This window comes from Bacillus sp. PSXD-155, assembly GCF_049310765.1.
GTDB classification, from domain to species: domain Bacteria; phylum Bacillota; class Bacilli; order Bacillales; family Bacillaceae_G; genus Bacillus_A; species Bacillus_A cereus.
In genome coordinates this window covers 178,414-193,048 of the sequence record NZ_JBMOWC010000009.1, presented here as the reverse complement: position 1 = coordinate 193,048, position 14,635 = coordinate 178,414, and the positions used below count along the sequence as shown (strand labels likewise).

Sequence of the window (14,635 nt, the reverse complement as noted above, 5' to 3'; positions counted from 1 at the left end):
GAATGAGGATATGTCAAAAGAGATAGCAAAAAAACGTATAGAAGAACTGCGTGATTTGTTAAATACATTTAATTATCAATATCACGTATTAGACAATCCTTCTGTTTCTGATGCGGAATATGACCGTAATATGCAGGAGCTTATAAAATTAGAAGCAGAGAACCCAGAGTTTATGAGTGAAGATTCTCCCTCCGTTCGCGTTGGGGGAACTATTCTTGATATATTCGAAAAAGTAACACATAAGTCACCAATGTTAAGTTTAGGAAATGCATTTAACGAAGGAGATTTACGTGATTTCGACAGAAGAGTACGTCAAGGAATTGATGATGCGAATGTAAGATATATATGTGAATTAAAAATTGACGGGCTTGCCGTTTCGCTTCATTATGAAAAAGGACGCTTCATTCAAGGGGCGACACGTGGTGATGGTGTAACGGGTGAAGATATTACTCAAAATTTAAAAACGATTAAAGCTATCCCACTTCGTTTAAATGAAGAAGTAACGTTAGAAGCACGAGGCGAAGCTTATATGCCGAAGCGTTCATTTGTTAAACTAAATGAAGAAAAAGAGCAAAATGGAGAAGATGTATTTGCGAATCCGCGTAATGCGGCAGCAGGCTCAATACGTCAACTTGATCCGAAAATTGCAGCGAAGCGTAACTTATCTATGTTTGTGTACGGCCTTGCGAATGTAGAAGAAAAAACAATTCCATCGCACAGTGAATCGCTTGATTTCCTAGGTGAACTCGGATTTAAGACAAATCCAAATCGCCGTACATGTGAAACAATCGAAGAGGTTATAGCTTATGTAGAAGAATGGCAAGAAAAACGTCCGCATCTTGATTATGAGATTGATGGAATCGTTATAAAAGTAGATGATGTTGCTCTTCAAGAAAGTCTAGGAACTACAGCGAAGAGTCCAAGATGGGCGATTGCTTATAAATTCCCGGCTGAAGAAGTTGTAACGAGATTAACAGGCATTGAATTAAGTGTTGGCCGAACAGGGGTTGTAACACCGACTGCAGAGCTAGAGCCAGTGAGAGTTGCTGGTACGATCGTTCGTCGTGCTTCTTTACATAACGAAGATTTAATTCGTGAAAAAGACATTCGAATTGGTGACTACGTTGTTGTGAAGAAGGCTGGAGATATTATTCCTGAAGTTGTGAACGTTATTTTTGATAAGCGTACTGGTGAAGAAGAAGAATACCGCATGCCAACGCATTGCCCAGCATGTGAGAGTGAACTTGTTCGTTTAGAAGAAGAAGTAGCACTTCGATGTATAAATCCAACTTGTCCAGCTCAAATTCGCGAAGGATTAATTCATTTCGTTTCAAGAAATGCAATGAATATTGATGGGCTTGGAGAACGTGTCATTACACAACTTTTTGATGCAGATTATATTCGTACATTTGCTGATTTATATGCATTAACGAAAGAGCAGTTATTACAGTTAGAACGTTTTGGTGAAAAATCAGCAACAAACTTAATACAAGCAATTGAAAATTCTAAAGAAAACTCGTTAGAGCGATTATTATTTGGTCTTGGAATTCGCCACGTTGGAGCGAAAGCAGCACGTACATTTGCAGAGCACTTTGAAACGATGGATGAGCTTGTAAAAGCAACAGAAGAAGAACTAAAAGCAATTAATGAAATTGGCGAAAAAATGGCTCAATCTGTTGTGACATATTTTGATAATGAAGATGTATTAGAGTTATTACAGCAGTTTAAAGAGTATGGCGTGAATATGACATACAAAGGTATAAAAATTGCAGATTTACAAAATGTTGAATCTTACTTCGCAGGAAAAACGGTTGTTTTAACAGGTAAGCTAGAAGTTATGGGACGAAGTGAAGCGAAGAAGAAGATTGAGGCATTAGGTGGAAAAGTAACAGGAAGTGTTAGTAAGAGTACGGATTTGGTTGTTGCAGGTGAAGCAGCTGGTTCGAAATTAGCACAAGCGGAGAAACATAATGTTGAGGTTTGGAATGAAGAGAGGTTCTTACAAGAGCTAAATAAGTAAGAGGTGCAAACTTACCATGAAAAAAATAGCATTAGCGGTATTAAGCCTTGGCCTACTTGTAAGTGGGTGTAGTGCAGGTGCCGACAAAGATGAAAAAGTGGCTGAGAAATCGGGGAAAGCAAAAGAACAATCAGTTGTTCCAAAATACGCTATTTCGGATGAATATTATAAGACGACGATTCCGTTTGATGGTGGAAATGCACGTGGTTTAGTGGTGCAAGGGTTAAATAGTCGTCTTGATATAGATGAATTTGAAACAGGATTAATGCGAATTGCAAAAGAATCATTTAGTACGAAAGATAGTTTTTTAAAAGGCGGAAGTGCTCTAGATACTCAAACTATACAGATGCTTGTTAAAAGAAAACGTACAGATGCTGAACAAAAGGAACTAGAAGACAAATTAAAAAAAGATGCAGTTAAATTTCCTAATATAGGATTAAACCCTGCATTAGGAACAGGATCCGAATCACTAGAAGTGAAAAATAAAAAAAATCCAATATATATTTCAAATATTTTAGAGCATGATTATTATGTGAAAAAAGGCGATAACGGCGAGGAACATGTTGGTATGGTAGTTGGATTGGCGATGAATTCTGTTCAATATTTTAACGAAGAGCATGGTTACCCACGTGAAGCTAAAATCCCGGATGAAAAGATGTTAGCTGAAGGGAAAAAAATGGCGCAAGAAATTTTGAAAGTCATACATCAAAAAAAACCTGAAACAAAAAATATTCCGATAACATTTGCGATTTATCGCCAAGCTCCAAAGTCTTCGCTCGTACCAGGTAACTTTGTTTCTTATGCAAATGTAGAAAAAGGTAGTGAAACGGTTGAAGATTGGAAACAAATTAATGAGAAATACTATTTGTTCCCATCAGAGCAAGCGAAAACAGATAATAAACGTGAAGATCTTGCAAGAGTATCCAACTTTAAGGCAAAACTAAGCGATTATTTCCAAGGCGACTATACAGCTGTTATTGGTACTGGTATGTATAGAGATGATGAATTAAGAGAAATGAAGCTTGATATTCCTGTCCAGTTTAATGGAAAAGCTGAAATAATTGGTTTTACACAATATGTGGCAGGACTTGTTATGGAATACTTCCCGAATTATATGAAAGTACAAGTAACGATTAAATCTGTAGAACGCCCAGAAGCTATTATTATACGTGAAGCAAAACAAGATGAACCACTTGTGAAAATTTTAGATTAAATATGAAGGCTGTTCCTCTATGGAACAGCTTTTTTTCTTATGTAATTTTGTTATAATTTAAAATGTTGTAAATAATAGGGGTAAGGGGTAAAGCTCATGGAAGAATTAAGTTTTCAAGTCATTATTTTATTAATTGCATTCGGTTTTTTAGCAGCTTTTATTGATTCCGTTGTTGGAGGAGGAGGGTTAATTTCGCTTCCTGCGCTTATGTTTGTTGGCTTATCGCCAGCTTCGGCAATTGCAACGAATAAATTAGCGGCAACAATGGGGACGTTTACGAGTGCGATGTATTTCATTCGATCAGGAAAAGTTGATTTTAAAATTGTAGGAAAGTTAATCCCGTTAACTATTGTTGGAGCTGTTGCAGGTGCTTTAGTAGTAAAATTTATTCCATCGGATATTTTACGCCCATTAGTACTTGTAATGTTGGTATTTATTTCTATTTATATTATTGCAAAAAAGAATTGGGGAAGTGTGTCTACCTATAAGAAGATGACGCAAAGAAAAACATTAATATTTTTCTTTGTTATTTTAATGATAGGATTTTATGATGGATTTTTTGGACCAGGGACAGGGTCATTTTTAATTTTTGCATTTTTATTAATTGGTTTGGATTTTATTCAAGCGGCAGCATCTGGAAAACTTTTGAACTTTGTTAGTAATATTGTATCTTTAATTACTTTTTTATTTTTAGACATAATTCATTTTGAATACGGTATTATCATGGGATTATCAATGATCTTAGGTGCTTATTTGGGATCGAAGTTTGCGGTTCAAAAAGGCGTTGGATATGTAAGGACTTTATTTTTATTAGTTACTATATTATTGATTGGGAAAAATGTTTTGGAATATACTCATATTTTGTAGATTCATACGCATGTATGAATCTCTTTTTTTTATTATATTTTAAAAATTTATTAATTTTTAAAATATAAGTCTAGGAATATTTGAATAAATCTAAATTATCGTGTAGAATAATGTTGTAAAATGTAAACGTTTTTCTAAGGGGAGGCTAAAAAAATGGTAGTAGCATACAAACATGAGCCATTTACAGATTTTTCAGTGGAGGCTAACAAATTAGCGTTTGAAGAAGGTTTAAAGAAAGTAGAATCTTATCTTGGACAAGACTATCCATTAATTATTGGGGGAGAAAAAATCACTACAGAAGACAAAATTGTTTCTGTAAACCCTGCAAATAAAGAGGAACTTGTTGGTCGTGTTTCAAAAGCAAGCCGTGAGTTAGCTGAAAAAGCAATGCAAGTAGCGGATGAAACATTCCAAACTTGGAGAAAATCAAAGCCAGAAATGCGTGCAGACATTTTATTCCGTGCTGCAGCAATCGTTCGTCGCAGAAAACATGAATTCTCTGCTATTCTTGTAAAAGAAGCAGGTAAGCCATGGAATGAGGCAGATGCTGATACAGCAGAAGCAATCGACTTTATGGAATATTATGGTCGTCAAATGTTAAAATTAAAAGACGGTATTCCAGTAGAAAGCCGTCCAATTGAATATAATCGTTTCTCTTACATTCCATTAGGAGTAGGTGTTATCATTTCTCCTTGGAACTTCCCATTCGCAATTATGGCAGGTATGACAACAGCTGCTTTAGTTTCTGGTAACACAGTATTACTAAAACCAGCTAGTACAACTCCTGTAGTAGCAGCGAAATTTATGGAAGTATTAGAAGAAGCTGGCTTACCAGCTGGCGTAGTAAACTTCGTTCCAGGTAACGGTTCTGAAGTTGGTGACTACTTAGTAGATCATCCTCGTACACGTTTCGTAAGCTTCACGGGATCTCGTGATGTAGGTATCCGTATCTATGAGCGTGCAGCGAAAGTAAACCCAGGCCAAATTTGGTTAAAACGCGTTATCGCTGAAATGGGCGGTAAAGATACAATCGTTGTTGATAAAGAAGCAGATCTTGAATTAGCAGCTAAGTCTATCGTTGCATCAGCATTCGGATTCTCAGGACAAAAATGTTCTGCATGTTCTCGTGCAGTAATCCACGAAGATGTATACGATCACGTATTAAATCGTGCTGTTGAATTAACAAAAGAATTAACAGTTGCTAACCCAGCAGTATTAGGTACAAACATGGGTCCTGTTAATGACCAAGCTGCATTCGATAAAGTAATGAGCTATGTTGCAATTGGTAAAGAAGAAGGTAGAATCTTAGCAGGTGGCGAAGGAGACGATTCTAAAGGCTGGTTCATCCAACCAACAATCGTTGCTGATGTTGCAGAAGATGCTCGCTTAATGAAAGAAGAAATCTTCGGACCAGTAGTAGCATTCTGTAAAGCAAAAGACTTCGATCATGCACTTGCAATTGCAAACAATACGGAATACGGTTTAACAGGTGCTGTTATTACTAACAACCGTGACCATATTGAAAAAGCACGTGAAGACTTCCACGTTGGTAACTTATACTTCAACCGTGGATGTACTGGTGCAATCGTAGGTTACCAACCATTCGGTGGCTTTAACATGTCTGGTACAGACTCTAAAGCTGGTGGACCTGATTACTTAGCACTTCACATGCAAGCAAAAACTACTTCTGAAACTTTATAAGAAATAGTAGAGGAGCTCTTCATAAAATGTGAAGAGCTCCTTTTAAAATTGAAATCCCATATATTACCGTCGTTCGAAGGGAATGAGCTAAAACCTATTAATAGCGGGATAAACATGTGAACAGAAATAAAATGATGAGAAAAGTTGACTTATTAGTCATATTTTTTAGTATTCATTTTGAGAATTTCCTGTATAATACAATTTGAAAGAAAATCTATGGTTCGACAAGGAACACTCTTTTCGGTTTTGCTCACTGAAAGGAGTGTTTTTTTATGTAGCTAAAAATTCTTTCGTGCTTATTACATTTGCATATACGCCATTTAAACTAGCTAAAATTGTATTGTGAATATAAACAGCTGGTATAGTAGCGTTCTTAAAAGAAAGGTCTTTTGTAGCACAAGCATCGTGTATAACGGTACATTGAAAACCAAAATCAAATGCAGCCCTTACTGTAGCATCAATACACATATGAGTCATCATCCCGCATACGACGACATGTTCAATGTCTAAACGCTGTAATTGCTCTAGAAGATTAGTTTCTCGGAAGCTATTTGGATAATGTTTGACTATAACTGTTTCTTCTCTAAGTGGACGTACGCTTTCGTGAATATGTACACCTTCTGTATTAGGTAGGAAAAAAGTAGCGTCATCTTTTATAGCTACGTGTTGGATATGAAAAATAGGTTCGCTGTTTGTTCTAAATTGTTGTAATAACTGATTAGCATATTCGCTTGCTTCTACTGGATTACGCAATTCCATCTTTCCATTTGGAAAATAATCGTTTTGAATATCGACGAGTAAAAGGGCTGTTTTCATATATTTATCTGCCTCCGAGTTTCATATTCAAATAAATTTATTCAATTTGTAGAGAGGATTCTCCTGTTTAAAAATATGAGGAAGAAGAATCTTAAATAACCTTGAAAGTTACTATTTTCTCATGAATTTTCATCTGAAAATTTTAATAAAGGAATAATTAATATTTTTCTGAAAAATGTATTGACTCTTATTATTCTGAGTTCTATAATGAGAATTAATTAAATGACAATTAAATCGATACATTCTTATCCAGAGAGGTGGAGGGACTGGCCCTACGATACCTCAGCAACGGGTTTTTTAATACCGTGCTAACTCCAGCAAGCCATATAAAGGCTTGGAAGATGAGAAGATGTGAACGAGTACATATAAGTGCTCTCCTTCTTATCTTTATGGTTGATAAGAAGGAGAGCACTTTTTATTTTACCTCGAAAGCTCTACTTCAAGTTTTTACAGCATATAGGAGGGGAAAAAATGATTTCTTTTAACAATGTAAGTAAAGTGTATGAATCAGCTGGGCAATCTGTTCATGCGGTGGAGGATGTAACATTATCAGTTGAGAAAGGCGAAATTTTTGGCATTATCGGTTTTAGTGGCGCTGGAAAGAGTACATTATTACGCTTAGTAAATATGTTAGAGAGACCAACGTCAGGAACGATTGCAATAGATGATAAAGATATTACATCATTATCGACAAAAGAATTACGCAAACTAAGACAAAGAATCGGAATGATTTTTCAAAGCTTTAATTTATTTAATTCAAGAACAGTGTTTGGGAATATTGCTTATCCATTAAAGTTAGCGAAATTGCCAAAGAACGAGATAAAGGAACGAGTGAATGAACTGCTGAAGTTTGTAGGGTTAGAAGATAAAGCAAACTATTATCCAGAACAGCTATCAGGGGGACAAAAGCAACGTGTTGGTATTGCTAGAGCACTTGCGACATCGCCAGATATTCTTATATGTGATGAGGCAACATCAGCCTTAGATCCAGAAACGACGACAGAAATTCTAAACTTATTAAAGAAAGTAAATCGAGAATACAATTTAACAATTCTTCTTATTACACATGAAATGCATGTTGTGAAAGAAATTTGTCACCGTGTAGCTGTAATGGAGAAGGGAAAAGTTATTGAAGAAGGAAAACTGTTCGATGTTTTCACGCAACCAAAAACAAAGACGACTCAAAACTTTGTACGTTCTGTTATTAATGATCATTTACCAGAAAGTGTTCTAGCGAAAATTCAAAATGGTGGTCAAATTTATCGTCTAACATTTACTGGTGAGGAGACGGGACAGCCGGTACTATCATATATCGCAAAAAACTATAACGTCGATGTAAATGTACTGTACGGAAATATTATTGAACTTCAAAATGTGCTATTTGGAAATCTGCTTGTAGAATTGCAAGGTGAGCAGAGGGAAATTCAAAAAGCATTACAACATCTAAGACTGCAAGTGCAGCTGAAGGAGGTAGAAGCTCATGCGAGTTGATTGGAGTATATTTTGGCCGCGCATACTAGATGCGACGGGGGATACCCTCTTAATGGTAATTGTAACCCTTATATTCGCTACAATTCTGGGTATACCTCTAGGTTTACTTTTATATGTAACGAGAAAAGGAAACTTTTTAGAAAATAAATGGGTCTTTTCTATTCTTAACATCATAATTAATACAATTCGTCCGGTACCATTCATTATCTTTTTAGTAGCTTTAAGTCCACTAACGAGAAGCGTTATTGGAACGACGATTGGAACAGCAGCAGCAATTTTCCCGATGACGTTAGTCGCATCAATTGGTATTGCTAGAATGGTTGAAACAAATCTTGTTTCCGTTCCGAAAGGAGTAATTGAGGCAGCACAAGCAATGGGCGCCTCGCCAATTAGAATCGTTTTTGAAATCCTTGTACCAGAAGCGTTAGCACCATTAATCTTAGGTGTCACATTTATGACAGTTGGTTTAATTGAATTTTCTGCAGTTGCTGGGCTTGTCGGTGGTGGCGGTCTTGGTGACTTGGCAATGACATATGGTTATCAACGTTTTGATACATCAGTTATGTTTGTAACGGTTGTTTTACTTATTATTCTCGTACAGATAGCTCAAAATTTAGGAAACTACTTTGCGAAAGTCTTGTTACGTAGATCATAAAAAGGAAGAGAGGAAAAGAAAATGAAGAAAATTTTAGCATTTGCATTATCAGCGATTGTAGGAGTCTCAGCATTAAGTGGCTGCTCAAGTGGAGACACGGGTGCAGGAGCGAAAGAAAAAGTAGTTCGCGTCGGTGTAACTGGAACGGATGGAGACGCTTGGGAAATTTTGAAGAAAAAAGCTGAAAAAGAAGGGATTAAGATTAAACTGGTGGAGTTCTCTGATTATACAACTCCAAATAAAGCTTTAGCTGATGGAGATATTGAATTAAACTCATTTCAGCATATTGCTTTCTTAGAGCAATTTAAAAAAGAGCATAAGTTAGATATTACAGCTGTTGGTACAACACAAATTGCGCCAATGGGTTTATACTCTGAAAAATATAAGAAGGCAAATGAAATTCCAGATGGTTCAGAAATTGCAATTCCAAACGATCCAACGAACCAAGCACGTGCATTAAAACTTCTTGATGCAGCTGGAGTATTAAAGCTTAAAAAAGATTTTGGCTTATTTGGAGATCCAAGCGGCATTGCTGAAAATCCGAAGAAGTTAAAAATCACGCCGGTTATCGCACAGCAAACACCTCGTGTGTTAAAAGATGTAGCGGCATCAGTTATTAATAACGGTGTTGCTGGTCAAGCTGGATTAGATCCAGCGAAGGATCCTATTTTCTTAGAAGATCCAAAGAATGAAAATGCGAAGCCATATATTAATATTTTTGCAGCTCGTACGAAAGATAAAGATGATCCAACACTGAAAAAAGTAATTGAATTATACCATTCAAAAGAAGTAACAGATGCAATTAAGAAAGAAACAAATGATGGTTCAATTTCAGTAGATCTTTCACTTGAGGAGCTTGAAAAAATCGTAAAATAATCATTGGGTTTAATGGACTAACAGAAGGAACCCCTCCGCTGTTAGTTCGTTCAACATATAAACTTAACAAACAAACCCTAATTCTGTACCTTCCAATTTTGTATAACATAGAATCCAATGTTTGTTAAGTAGAGTGATAGACCAGGAACTTTCCTGGTCTTTTTTTATGAATGAAAGTAGCTAGCGAACAGTAAGGTAATCCAAATTATAATGGGATAAGAAAATAAGCTGAAAAGGATTGTAATTACGAATTGCTTTTGATGAATTAAGTGTTTTTTTGATAAAAAAAAGAAAATAGAAAAGAGAGTAATGAAAAATGCTGATATTACGCCGGGGTTATAGGAGCGATAAATGAAAAACAAAATAATATGTTGAACAGAGTTGAAGAAGATGGCCCCTTGTATAAAAATAATCCAGCATATAGAAGACAAGAAGTTAAGTTGATATAGAAAGACGATAAGTAATCCAAAGATTGTTAATACGGAAATGGCAATGAAAAATTGTTGGCTAGTTATAAGACAGATTGAAAATTGATTAGCAAGATATTGTGGCATTTGGAAAGCTTCTTCAAGGTTATGAATGAAAAATAATAAGGGAATGATCCAGAGTATAGTAGTGGAATGCTTTTTCATCAACTTACATCACTCCAATAAAGTATAGAAAGCCTAAAAAAGGCCCTCTATACAGAGATAGTTATTCAATTATGATATTTTTTAAATTAACTTCATGATGCTCTCGTTCTTTCGGATAAGCAGCTAGTTCCTCTTGTAAAATATTTAATATTTGCTTAGCTGATTGCTGGATTGGATTAGGTAGTTCTTCTAATATATGCATCCCGACTTTTACTTTTGTACGAATTATCCTTCGTAGTAATTCCTCATGCATGTACTACACCCCCAAAGCGAATATTTAGTACATCTTCTTCAAATTTTGCTCCTTGAATAGAAAGGTGTGTTAATGTTTTTGGTAACGTGATGTTCCGTTTAACAGAACCCGCTCGAATAATAAGTTCATCACCTTTTTGATTTAAGGAAAGTTCACTTTTGTTTGAGAAGGGAATGGACAGAACGAAAATATACTCATCGCCATCCTTTTTTACATATTGTGTGCGCCCGTTAAATTTCACTTCAGTAGGACAATGATCAGTTTTAAATAAAGCATCGCCTACACGTTCTAACATAGACAAACCAACAACTTCTTGTTCAAACATTGGAGCTTCGTAAATAGGAAGTGGATCAAAACTATTTTGAATTAATGTTTTATATTTCTTTTGCGTATCTTTCCATGCTTGAAAATAAGGATCGGTGACGGTGTTAGGGATGACGCGATTAATCATAATGGCATCTACGTTATAATCGTATAAATTTAAATAAGTAAAGCTGCGCTGAGCTTCTTTAATGACCATTTTTTCAGGATTTACAACGATGCGGATACTTGTTACTTCTCGGTTTGATAAAATATCTCTCATTTCTCCGAGCTGTTCAAGTGTATTTGTTAATTCGTCCATAATATCGTCGGTTGGAAGAGGGACACCAAGGAGTGGTTGAGCTACAGGACGAACGACTTTTAAAACTTTTCTTTTAATAGGAAATAATTTTTCCATCCACCAGCCGAGCATGTCTGGAAAGCTTAGCATTGCTAATGTTTCTCCTGTTGGGGCACAATCAATAATGATAACATCATATGTGTTTTGTTTATAATAATCGAGTACGCGAAGTAGGCTAATTAAATCTTCCATACCAGGAAACATCGTTAATTCTTCTGTTGTAATATCATCGGCTGCTTTGGAAGTGAAGAGTAGTGTAATATATTTCTGTAATTTTCCCCATCCTTTTTCCATCTCATAAATCGTATTAATTTCTTGTGCCCACAAATTTTTACGAACTTCTAATGGCTCAGAAGATAGCTTTATACCAAATGAATCTCCTAAACTATGAGCAGGATCTGTGCTCATTACTAATGTTTTTAATCCTTGCTTCGCACTTTGAATTGCTGTTGCTGCTGAAATGCTAGTTTTTCCTACGCCGCCTTTACCTGTATACAAGATAATTCTCATCATTCATATCCCCTTTGTTTCGAATGTCGAATATTACGAGTGTCGAAGTAAATGGTTGAATAAAAACCCAGATAGGGTTTTATTCAATCGGAATGTTTTTCATTTTAGGTGTAGAAACCTTTTCTTCTGTTTTTTGCTGTGAGGTAGCAATGTGATTCATAATCTTTTGGAAGATTTGTAGTAAGAATGCTTTTTCTTCTTCTGACAATGCTTCTGTCACTAAGCTAAAGTAATGGGCTGCATTTTGTTTTACTTCTTGAACGAGCATTACGCCGATTTCTGTTAACCGAATTAATACAATACGTCGGTCGTTTTCATCACGGTAGCGTTCAATATATCCCTTTTTTACAAGGCGATTTACAACGCCCGTCGTTGTACTCATCGGTATATCAAGAAGGTCAGCAATTTTCGTCATTGTAATATCTGTATTTCGTTCCATCCAAAGTAAACAAAATACTTCTGTTTTAGAGAGTGTTAAATCTAGGCTTACCCATTCTTCAGGATAGAAAAGTTTCTTGGCGTTATCTAGCAGTAAGTCTAAAAAATGTTCATATTGCAACAATTAATTCCACTCCCGTATATTTCGAGGTTCGTAATATTTATTTTTATTTTATGTAGAATAGAAATAATTGTCAATGATTTTAATTATTTTTTCAGATTAGACAGAAAACTTTCTTTGAAATAGTATTCTTTTATGATAGATTTATAAATATAAAACTAGAATTTACATAAAAATCCATCATGGTAAATATACTTATCTATAATGGGTATACAGCTAACGAGGGGGAGAACGATGAGAAGACGTAATACGCAAGCGTTCACGTTTTTAGCATGGACTTCATTTGTTTGTGCGCTTTCAGGTATGCTAATTGGGATTTATACGTTAGATGAAACGCTTAGTGTAAAAGGATACTATTTAATTGGAACATTATTTTTAACGATGTCTTGTTTTGTATTACAAAAAACAATTCGTGATAATGAAGAAGATAACGAGAGATTTCCAAAAAATAAACCGTTAGATAAAGAGTAAATTGTAAAGAAAGGCGTTTGCCTTTCTTTTTTTATGTAAAAATGGCGTAAGTACTCTGTGTTGACTTGCTTGAAGTACTGAAAATTTGGTATCATCAATAGTATTGTAGATTGAACGATATATTATGGAGGTGGCCTAGCCGTGTCAAGAATTTCCGTTGAGAATGTAAAGCACGTAGCACATTTAGCACGTCTTGCAATTACTGATCAAGAAGCAGAAAAATTTCAAAAACAACTAGATGCAATTGTTACATTTGCAGAACAGTTAAATGAATTAGATACAACAGATGTAAAACCAACAACTCATGTATTAACTATGAAAAATGTTATGCGTGAAGATGTACCAGAAAAAGGTTTACCAGTCGAAGAAGTATTAAAAAATGCACCGGATCACAAAGATAATCAAATCCGTGTTCCAGCAGTATTAGAATAGAGGAGGGGAATTTCGATGTCATTATTTGATCATTCAGTATCAGAGTTACATAAGAAGTTAAACAGCAAAGAAATTTCCGTTACGGATTTAGTAGAAGAATCTTACAAACGTATTGCGGATGTTGAAGATAACGTAAAAGCTTTTCTTACATTAGATGAAGAAAATGCACGCGCAAAAGCGAAAGAATTAGATGCAAAAATCGGCGCTGAAGATAATGGTTTATTATTCGGTATGCCAATTGGTGTAAAAGATAACATTGTAACTAACGGCCTTCGTACAACTTGTGCGAGCAAAATGCTAGCAAACTTCGATCCAATTTATGATGCGACAGTTGTGCAAAAGCTAAAAGCTGCTGACACGATTACAATCGGTAAATTAAACATGGACGAGTTTGCAATGGGTTCTTCAAATGAAAACTCAGGATTCTACGCTACGAAAAACCCATGGAACTTAGATTACGTTCCGGGCGGATCTAGTGGTGGTTCTGCAGCAGCTGTAGCAGCAGGAGAAGTACTATTCTCTCTAGGTTCTGATACGGGTGGTTCTATCCGTCAGCCAGCTGCATATTGCGGTGTTGTAGGTTTAAAACCAACTTACGGACGCGTATCTCGTTACGGATTAGTAGCATTCGCATCTTCACTTGACCAAATCGGACCGATTACACGTACAGTAGAAGACAATGCATACTTATTACAAGCTATTTCAGGTATTGACCGCATGGATGCAACTTCTGCAAACGTTGAGGTTGGAAACTATTTAGCTGGTTTAACAGGCGATGTTAAAGGTTTACGCATTGCTGTACCGAAAGAATACTTAGGCGAAGGTGTTGGCGAAGAAGCTCGTGAGTCAGTACTAGCTGCTTTAAAAGTATTAGAAGGTATGGGCGCAACTTGGGAGGAAGTATCTCTTCCGCACTCTAAATACGCTCTAGCAACGTATTACTTACTATCTTCTTCTGAAGCATCTGCTAATCTTTCACGCTTTGATGGCGTGCGTTACGGTGTTCGTTCTGATAATGTAAATAACTTATTAGATCTTTACAAAAACACACGTAGTGAAGGTTTCGGTGATGAAGTTAAACGTCGTATTATGCTTGGTACATTTGCCCTTAGCTCTGGTTACTATGATGCATATTACAAAAAAGCACAACAAGTACGTACATTAATTAAGAACGACTTTGAAAATGTATTTGCTAACTATGATGTTATTATTGGACCAACAACACCAACTCCGGCATTTAAAGTGGGAGAAAAAGTTGACGATCCAATGACGATGTATGCAAATGACATTTTAACAATCCCAGTAAACTTAGCGGGTGTTCCAGCGATTTCAGTTCCATGTGGATTCGGTGCTAACAACATGCCACTTGGTCTACAAATCATTGGTAAACACTTCGATGAAGCGACAATTTACCGCGTTGCACATGCGTTTGAGCAAGCAACGGACTATCATACAAAAAAAGCAAGTCTGTAAGGAGG

The 14,635-nt window shown here is 35.9% G+C and carries 14 protein-coding genes, 1 pseudogene and 1 riboswitch; of the genes and pseudogenes, 10 read left to right on the top strand and 5 right to left on the bottom strand.

Annotated elements, in window-relative coordinates:
* Window positions 1–10 precede the first annotated feature (10 nt).
* The 4 genes from ligA to pruA all read left to right on the top strand — a co-directional run bounded on the left by ligA (window position 11) and on the right by pruA (window position 5,801).
* The gene (gene ligA / locus ACO6VI_RS13405) at window positions 11–2,020 is read left to right on the top strand and encodes an NAD-dependent DNA ligase LigA (protein ID WP_161520409.1); all 2,010 of its coding nucleotides are present in this window, start codon (window positions 11–13) and stop codon (window positions 2,018–2,020) included.
* Window positions 2,021–2,036: 16 nt separating this feature from the next.
* Window positions 2,037–3,233 (top strand): CamS family sex pheromone protein, encoded by a 1,197-nt coding sequence (locus tag ACO6VI_RS13400; protein ID WP_422423477.1) that lies wholly within the window; start codon window positions 2,037–2,039, stop codon window positions 3,231–3,233.
* Between the two features lie 96 nt (window positions 3,234–3,329).
* Window positions 3,330–4,100, top strand: a complete 771-nt coding sequence (locus tag ACO6VI_RS13395) for a TSUP family transporter (RefSeq protein WP_078994506.1) — start codon at window positions 3,330–3,332, stop codon at window positions 4,098–4,100.
* 153 nt (window positions 4,101–4,253) lie between these two features.
* Window positions 4,254–5,801, top strand: a complete 1,548-nt coding sequence (gene pruA, locus ACO6VI_RS13390; protein ID WP_000259555.1) for an L-glutamate gamma-semialdehyde dehydrogenase — start codon at window positions 4,254–4,256, stop codon at window positions 5,799–5,801.
* A 250-nt stretch (window positions 5,802–6,051) separates the two neighbouring features.
* Here pruA and ACO6VI_RS13385 read toward each other — a convergent pair.
* A pseudogene (locus ACO6VI_RS13385) lies at window positions 6,052–6,617 on the bottom strand (cysteine hydrolase family protein).
* Between the two features lie 242 nt (window positions 6,618–6,859).
* A riboswitch (SAM riboswitch) is annotated at window positions 6,860–6,965 on the top strand.
* Window positions 6,966–7,088: 123 nt separating this feature from the next.
* Here ACO6VI_RS13385 and ACO6VI_RS13380 point away from each other — a divergent pair.
* From ACO6VI_RS13380 to ACO6VI_RS13370, 3 genes are read left to right on the top strand one after another with little or no spacing between them, the layout of a single operon-like run.
* Window positions 7,089–8,108 carry a methionine ABC transporter ATP-binding protein gene (locus tag ACO6VI_RS13380; RefSeq protein WP_000622973.1) on the top strand — a complete coding sequence of 340 codons (1,020 nt, stop codon included), beginning with the start codon at window positions 7,089–7,091 and terminating at the stop codon, window positions 8,106–8,108.
* Window positions 8,098–8,763, top strand: a complete 666-nt coding sequence (locus ACO6VI_RS13375) for a methionine ABC transporter permease (RefSeq protein WP_001261865.1) — start codon at window positions 8,098–8,100, stop codon at window positions 8,761–8,763. Before ACO6VI_RS13380 ends, ACO6VI_RS13375 begins: the two co-directional genes overlap by 11 nt.
* A gap of 21 nt (window positions 8,764–8,784) precedes the next feature.
* Window positions 8,785–9,639 (top strand): MetQ/NlpA family ABC transporter substrate-binding protein, encoded by an 855-nt coding sequence (locus tag ACO6VI_RS13370; protein ID WP_016083725.1) that lies wholly within the window; start codon window positions 8,785–8,787, stop codon window positions 9,637–9,639.
* A 164-nt stretch (window positions 9,640–9,803) separates the two neighbouring features.
* Here the strand turns inward: ACO6VI_RS13370 and ACO6VI_RS13365 are convergent, their stop codons facing one another.
* The 4 genes from ACO6VI_RS13365 to ACO6VI_RS13350 all read right to left on the bottom strand — a co-directional run bounded on the left by ACO6VI_RS13365 (window position 9,804) and on the right by ACO6VI_RS13350 (window position 12,257).
* Window positions 9,804–10,271, bottom strand: a complete 468-nt coding sequence (locus tag ACO6VI_RS13365) for an HXXEE domain-containing protein (RefSeq protein ID WP_161520415.1) — start codon at window positions 10,269–10,271, stop codon at window positions 9,804–9,806.
* A gap of 61 nt (window positions 10,272–10,332) precedes the next feature.
* The gene (locus tag ACO6VI_RS13360; protein WP_078994504.1) at window positions 10,333–10,524 is read right to left on the bottom strand and encodes a DUF3926 domain-containing protein; all 192 of its coding nucleotides are present in this window, start codon (window positions 10,522–10,524) and stop codon (window positions 10,333–10,335) included.
* A complete protein-coding gene (locus ACO6VI_RS13355) occupies window positions 10,517–11,698 on the bottom strand; it encodes an ArsA family ATPase (protein ID WP_202626577.1) in 1,182 nt (393 codons plus the stop codon). The genes ACO6VI_RS13360 and ACO6VI_RS13355 overlap by 8 nt, the downstream gene beginning before the upstream one ends.
* 76 nt (window positions 11,699–11,774) lie before the next feature.
* Window positions 11,775–12,257 carry a MarR family winged helix-turn-helix transcriptional regulator gene (locus ACO6VI_RS13350; protein WP_161520406.1) on the bottom strand — a complete coding sequence of 161 codons (483 nt, stop codon included), beginning with the start codon at window positions 12,255–12,257 and terminating at the stop codon, window positions 11,775–11,777.
* A 231-nt stretch (window positions 12,258–12,488) separates the two neighbouring features.
* Here ACO6VI_RS13350 and ACO6VI_RS13345 point away from each other — a divergent pair, with 231 nt between their 5' ends.
* The 3 genes from ACO6VI_RS13345 to gatA all read left to right on the top strand — a co-directional run bounded on the left by ACO6VI_RS13345 (window position 12,489) and on the right by gatA (window position 14,630).
* A complete protein-coding gene (locus ACO6VI_RS13345) occupies window positions 12,489–12,725 on the top strand; it encodes a YiaA/YiaB family inner membrane protein (RefSeq protein ID WP_001254393.1) in 237 nt (78 codons plus the stop codon).
* A gap of 141 nt (window positions 12,726–12,866) precedes the next feature.
* Window positions 12,867–13,157 carry an Asp-tRNA(Asn)/Glu-tRNA(Gln) amidotransferase subunit GatC gene (gene gatC / locus ACO6VI_RS13340; protein ID WP_000086999.1) on the top strand — a complete coding sequence of 97 codons (291 nt, stop codon included), beginning with the start codon at window positions 12,867–12,869 and terminating at the stop codon, window positions 13,155–13,157.
* Window positions 13,158–13,172: 15 nt separating this feature from the next.
* Window positions 13,173–14,630 carry an Asp-tRNA(Asn)/Glu-tRNA(Gln) amidotransferase subunit GatA gene (gene gatA / locus ACO6VI_RS13335; protein WP_000051455.1) on the top strand — a complete coding sequence of 486 codons (1,458 nt, stop codon included), beginning with the start codon at window positions 13,173–13,175 and terminating at the stop codon, window positions 14,628–14,630.
* The last annotated feature ends 5 nt before the right edge of the window (window positions 14,631–14,635 follow it).

Coding starts and splice junctions, on each gene's coding strand:
- ACO6VI_RS13395 (WP_078994506.1), top strand. CDS start 3,330: ATGGAAGAATTAAGTTTTCAAGTCATTATTTTATTAATTGCATTCGGT.
- ACO6VI_RS13380 (WP_000622973.1), top strand. CDS start 7,089: ATGATTTCTTTTAACAATGTAAGTAAAGTGTATGAATCAGCTGGGCAA.
- pruA (WP_000259555.1), top strand. CDS start 4,254: ATGGTAGTAGCATACAAACATGAGCCATTTACAGATTTTTCAGTGGAG.
- gatA (WP_000051455.1), top strand. CDS start 13,173: ATGTCATTATTTGATCATTCAGTATCAGAGTTACATAAGAAGTTAAAC.
- ACO6VI_RS13355 (WP_202626577.1), bottom strand. CDS start 11,698: ATGATGAGAATTATCTTGTATACAGGTAAAGGCGGCGTAGGAAAAACT.
- ACO6VI_RS13375 (WP_001261865.1), top strand. CDS start 8,098: ATGCGAGTTGATTGGAGTATATTTTGGCCGCGCATACTAGATGCGACG.
- ACO6VI_RS13345 (WP_001254393.1), top strand. CDS start 12,489: ATGAGAAGACGTAATACGCAAGCGTTCACGTTTTTAGCATGGACTTCA.
- ACO6VI_RS13360 (WP_078994504.1), bottom strand. CDS start 10,524: ATGCATGAGGAATTACTACGAAGGATAATTCGTACAAAAGTAAAAGTC.
- ligA (WP_161520409.1), top strand. CDS start 11: ATGTCAAAAGAGATAGCAAAAAAACGTATAGAAGAACTGCGTGATTTG.
- ACO6VI_RS13365 (WP_161520415.1), bottom strand. CDS start 10,271: ATGAAAAAGCATTCCACTACTATACTCTGGATCATTCCCTTATTATTT.
- ACO6VI_RS13400 (WP_422423477.1), top strand. CDS start 2,037: ATGAAAAAAATAGCATTAGCGGTATTAAGCCTTGGCCTACTTGTAAGT.
- ACO6VI_RS13370 (WP_016083725.1), top strand. CDS start 8,785: ATGAAGAAAATTTTAGCATTTGCATTATCAGCGATTGTAGGAGTCTCA.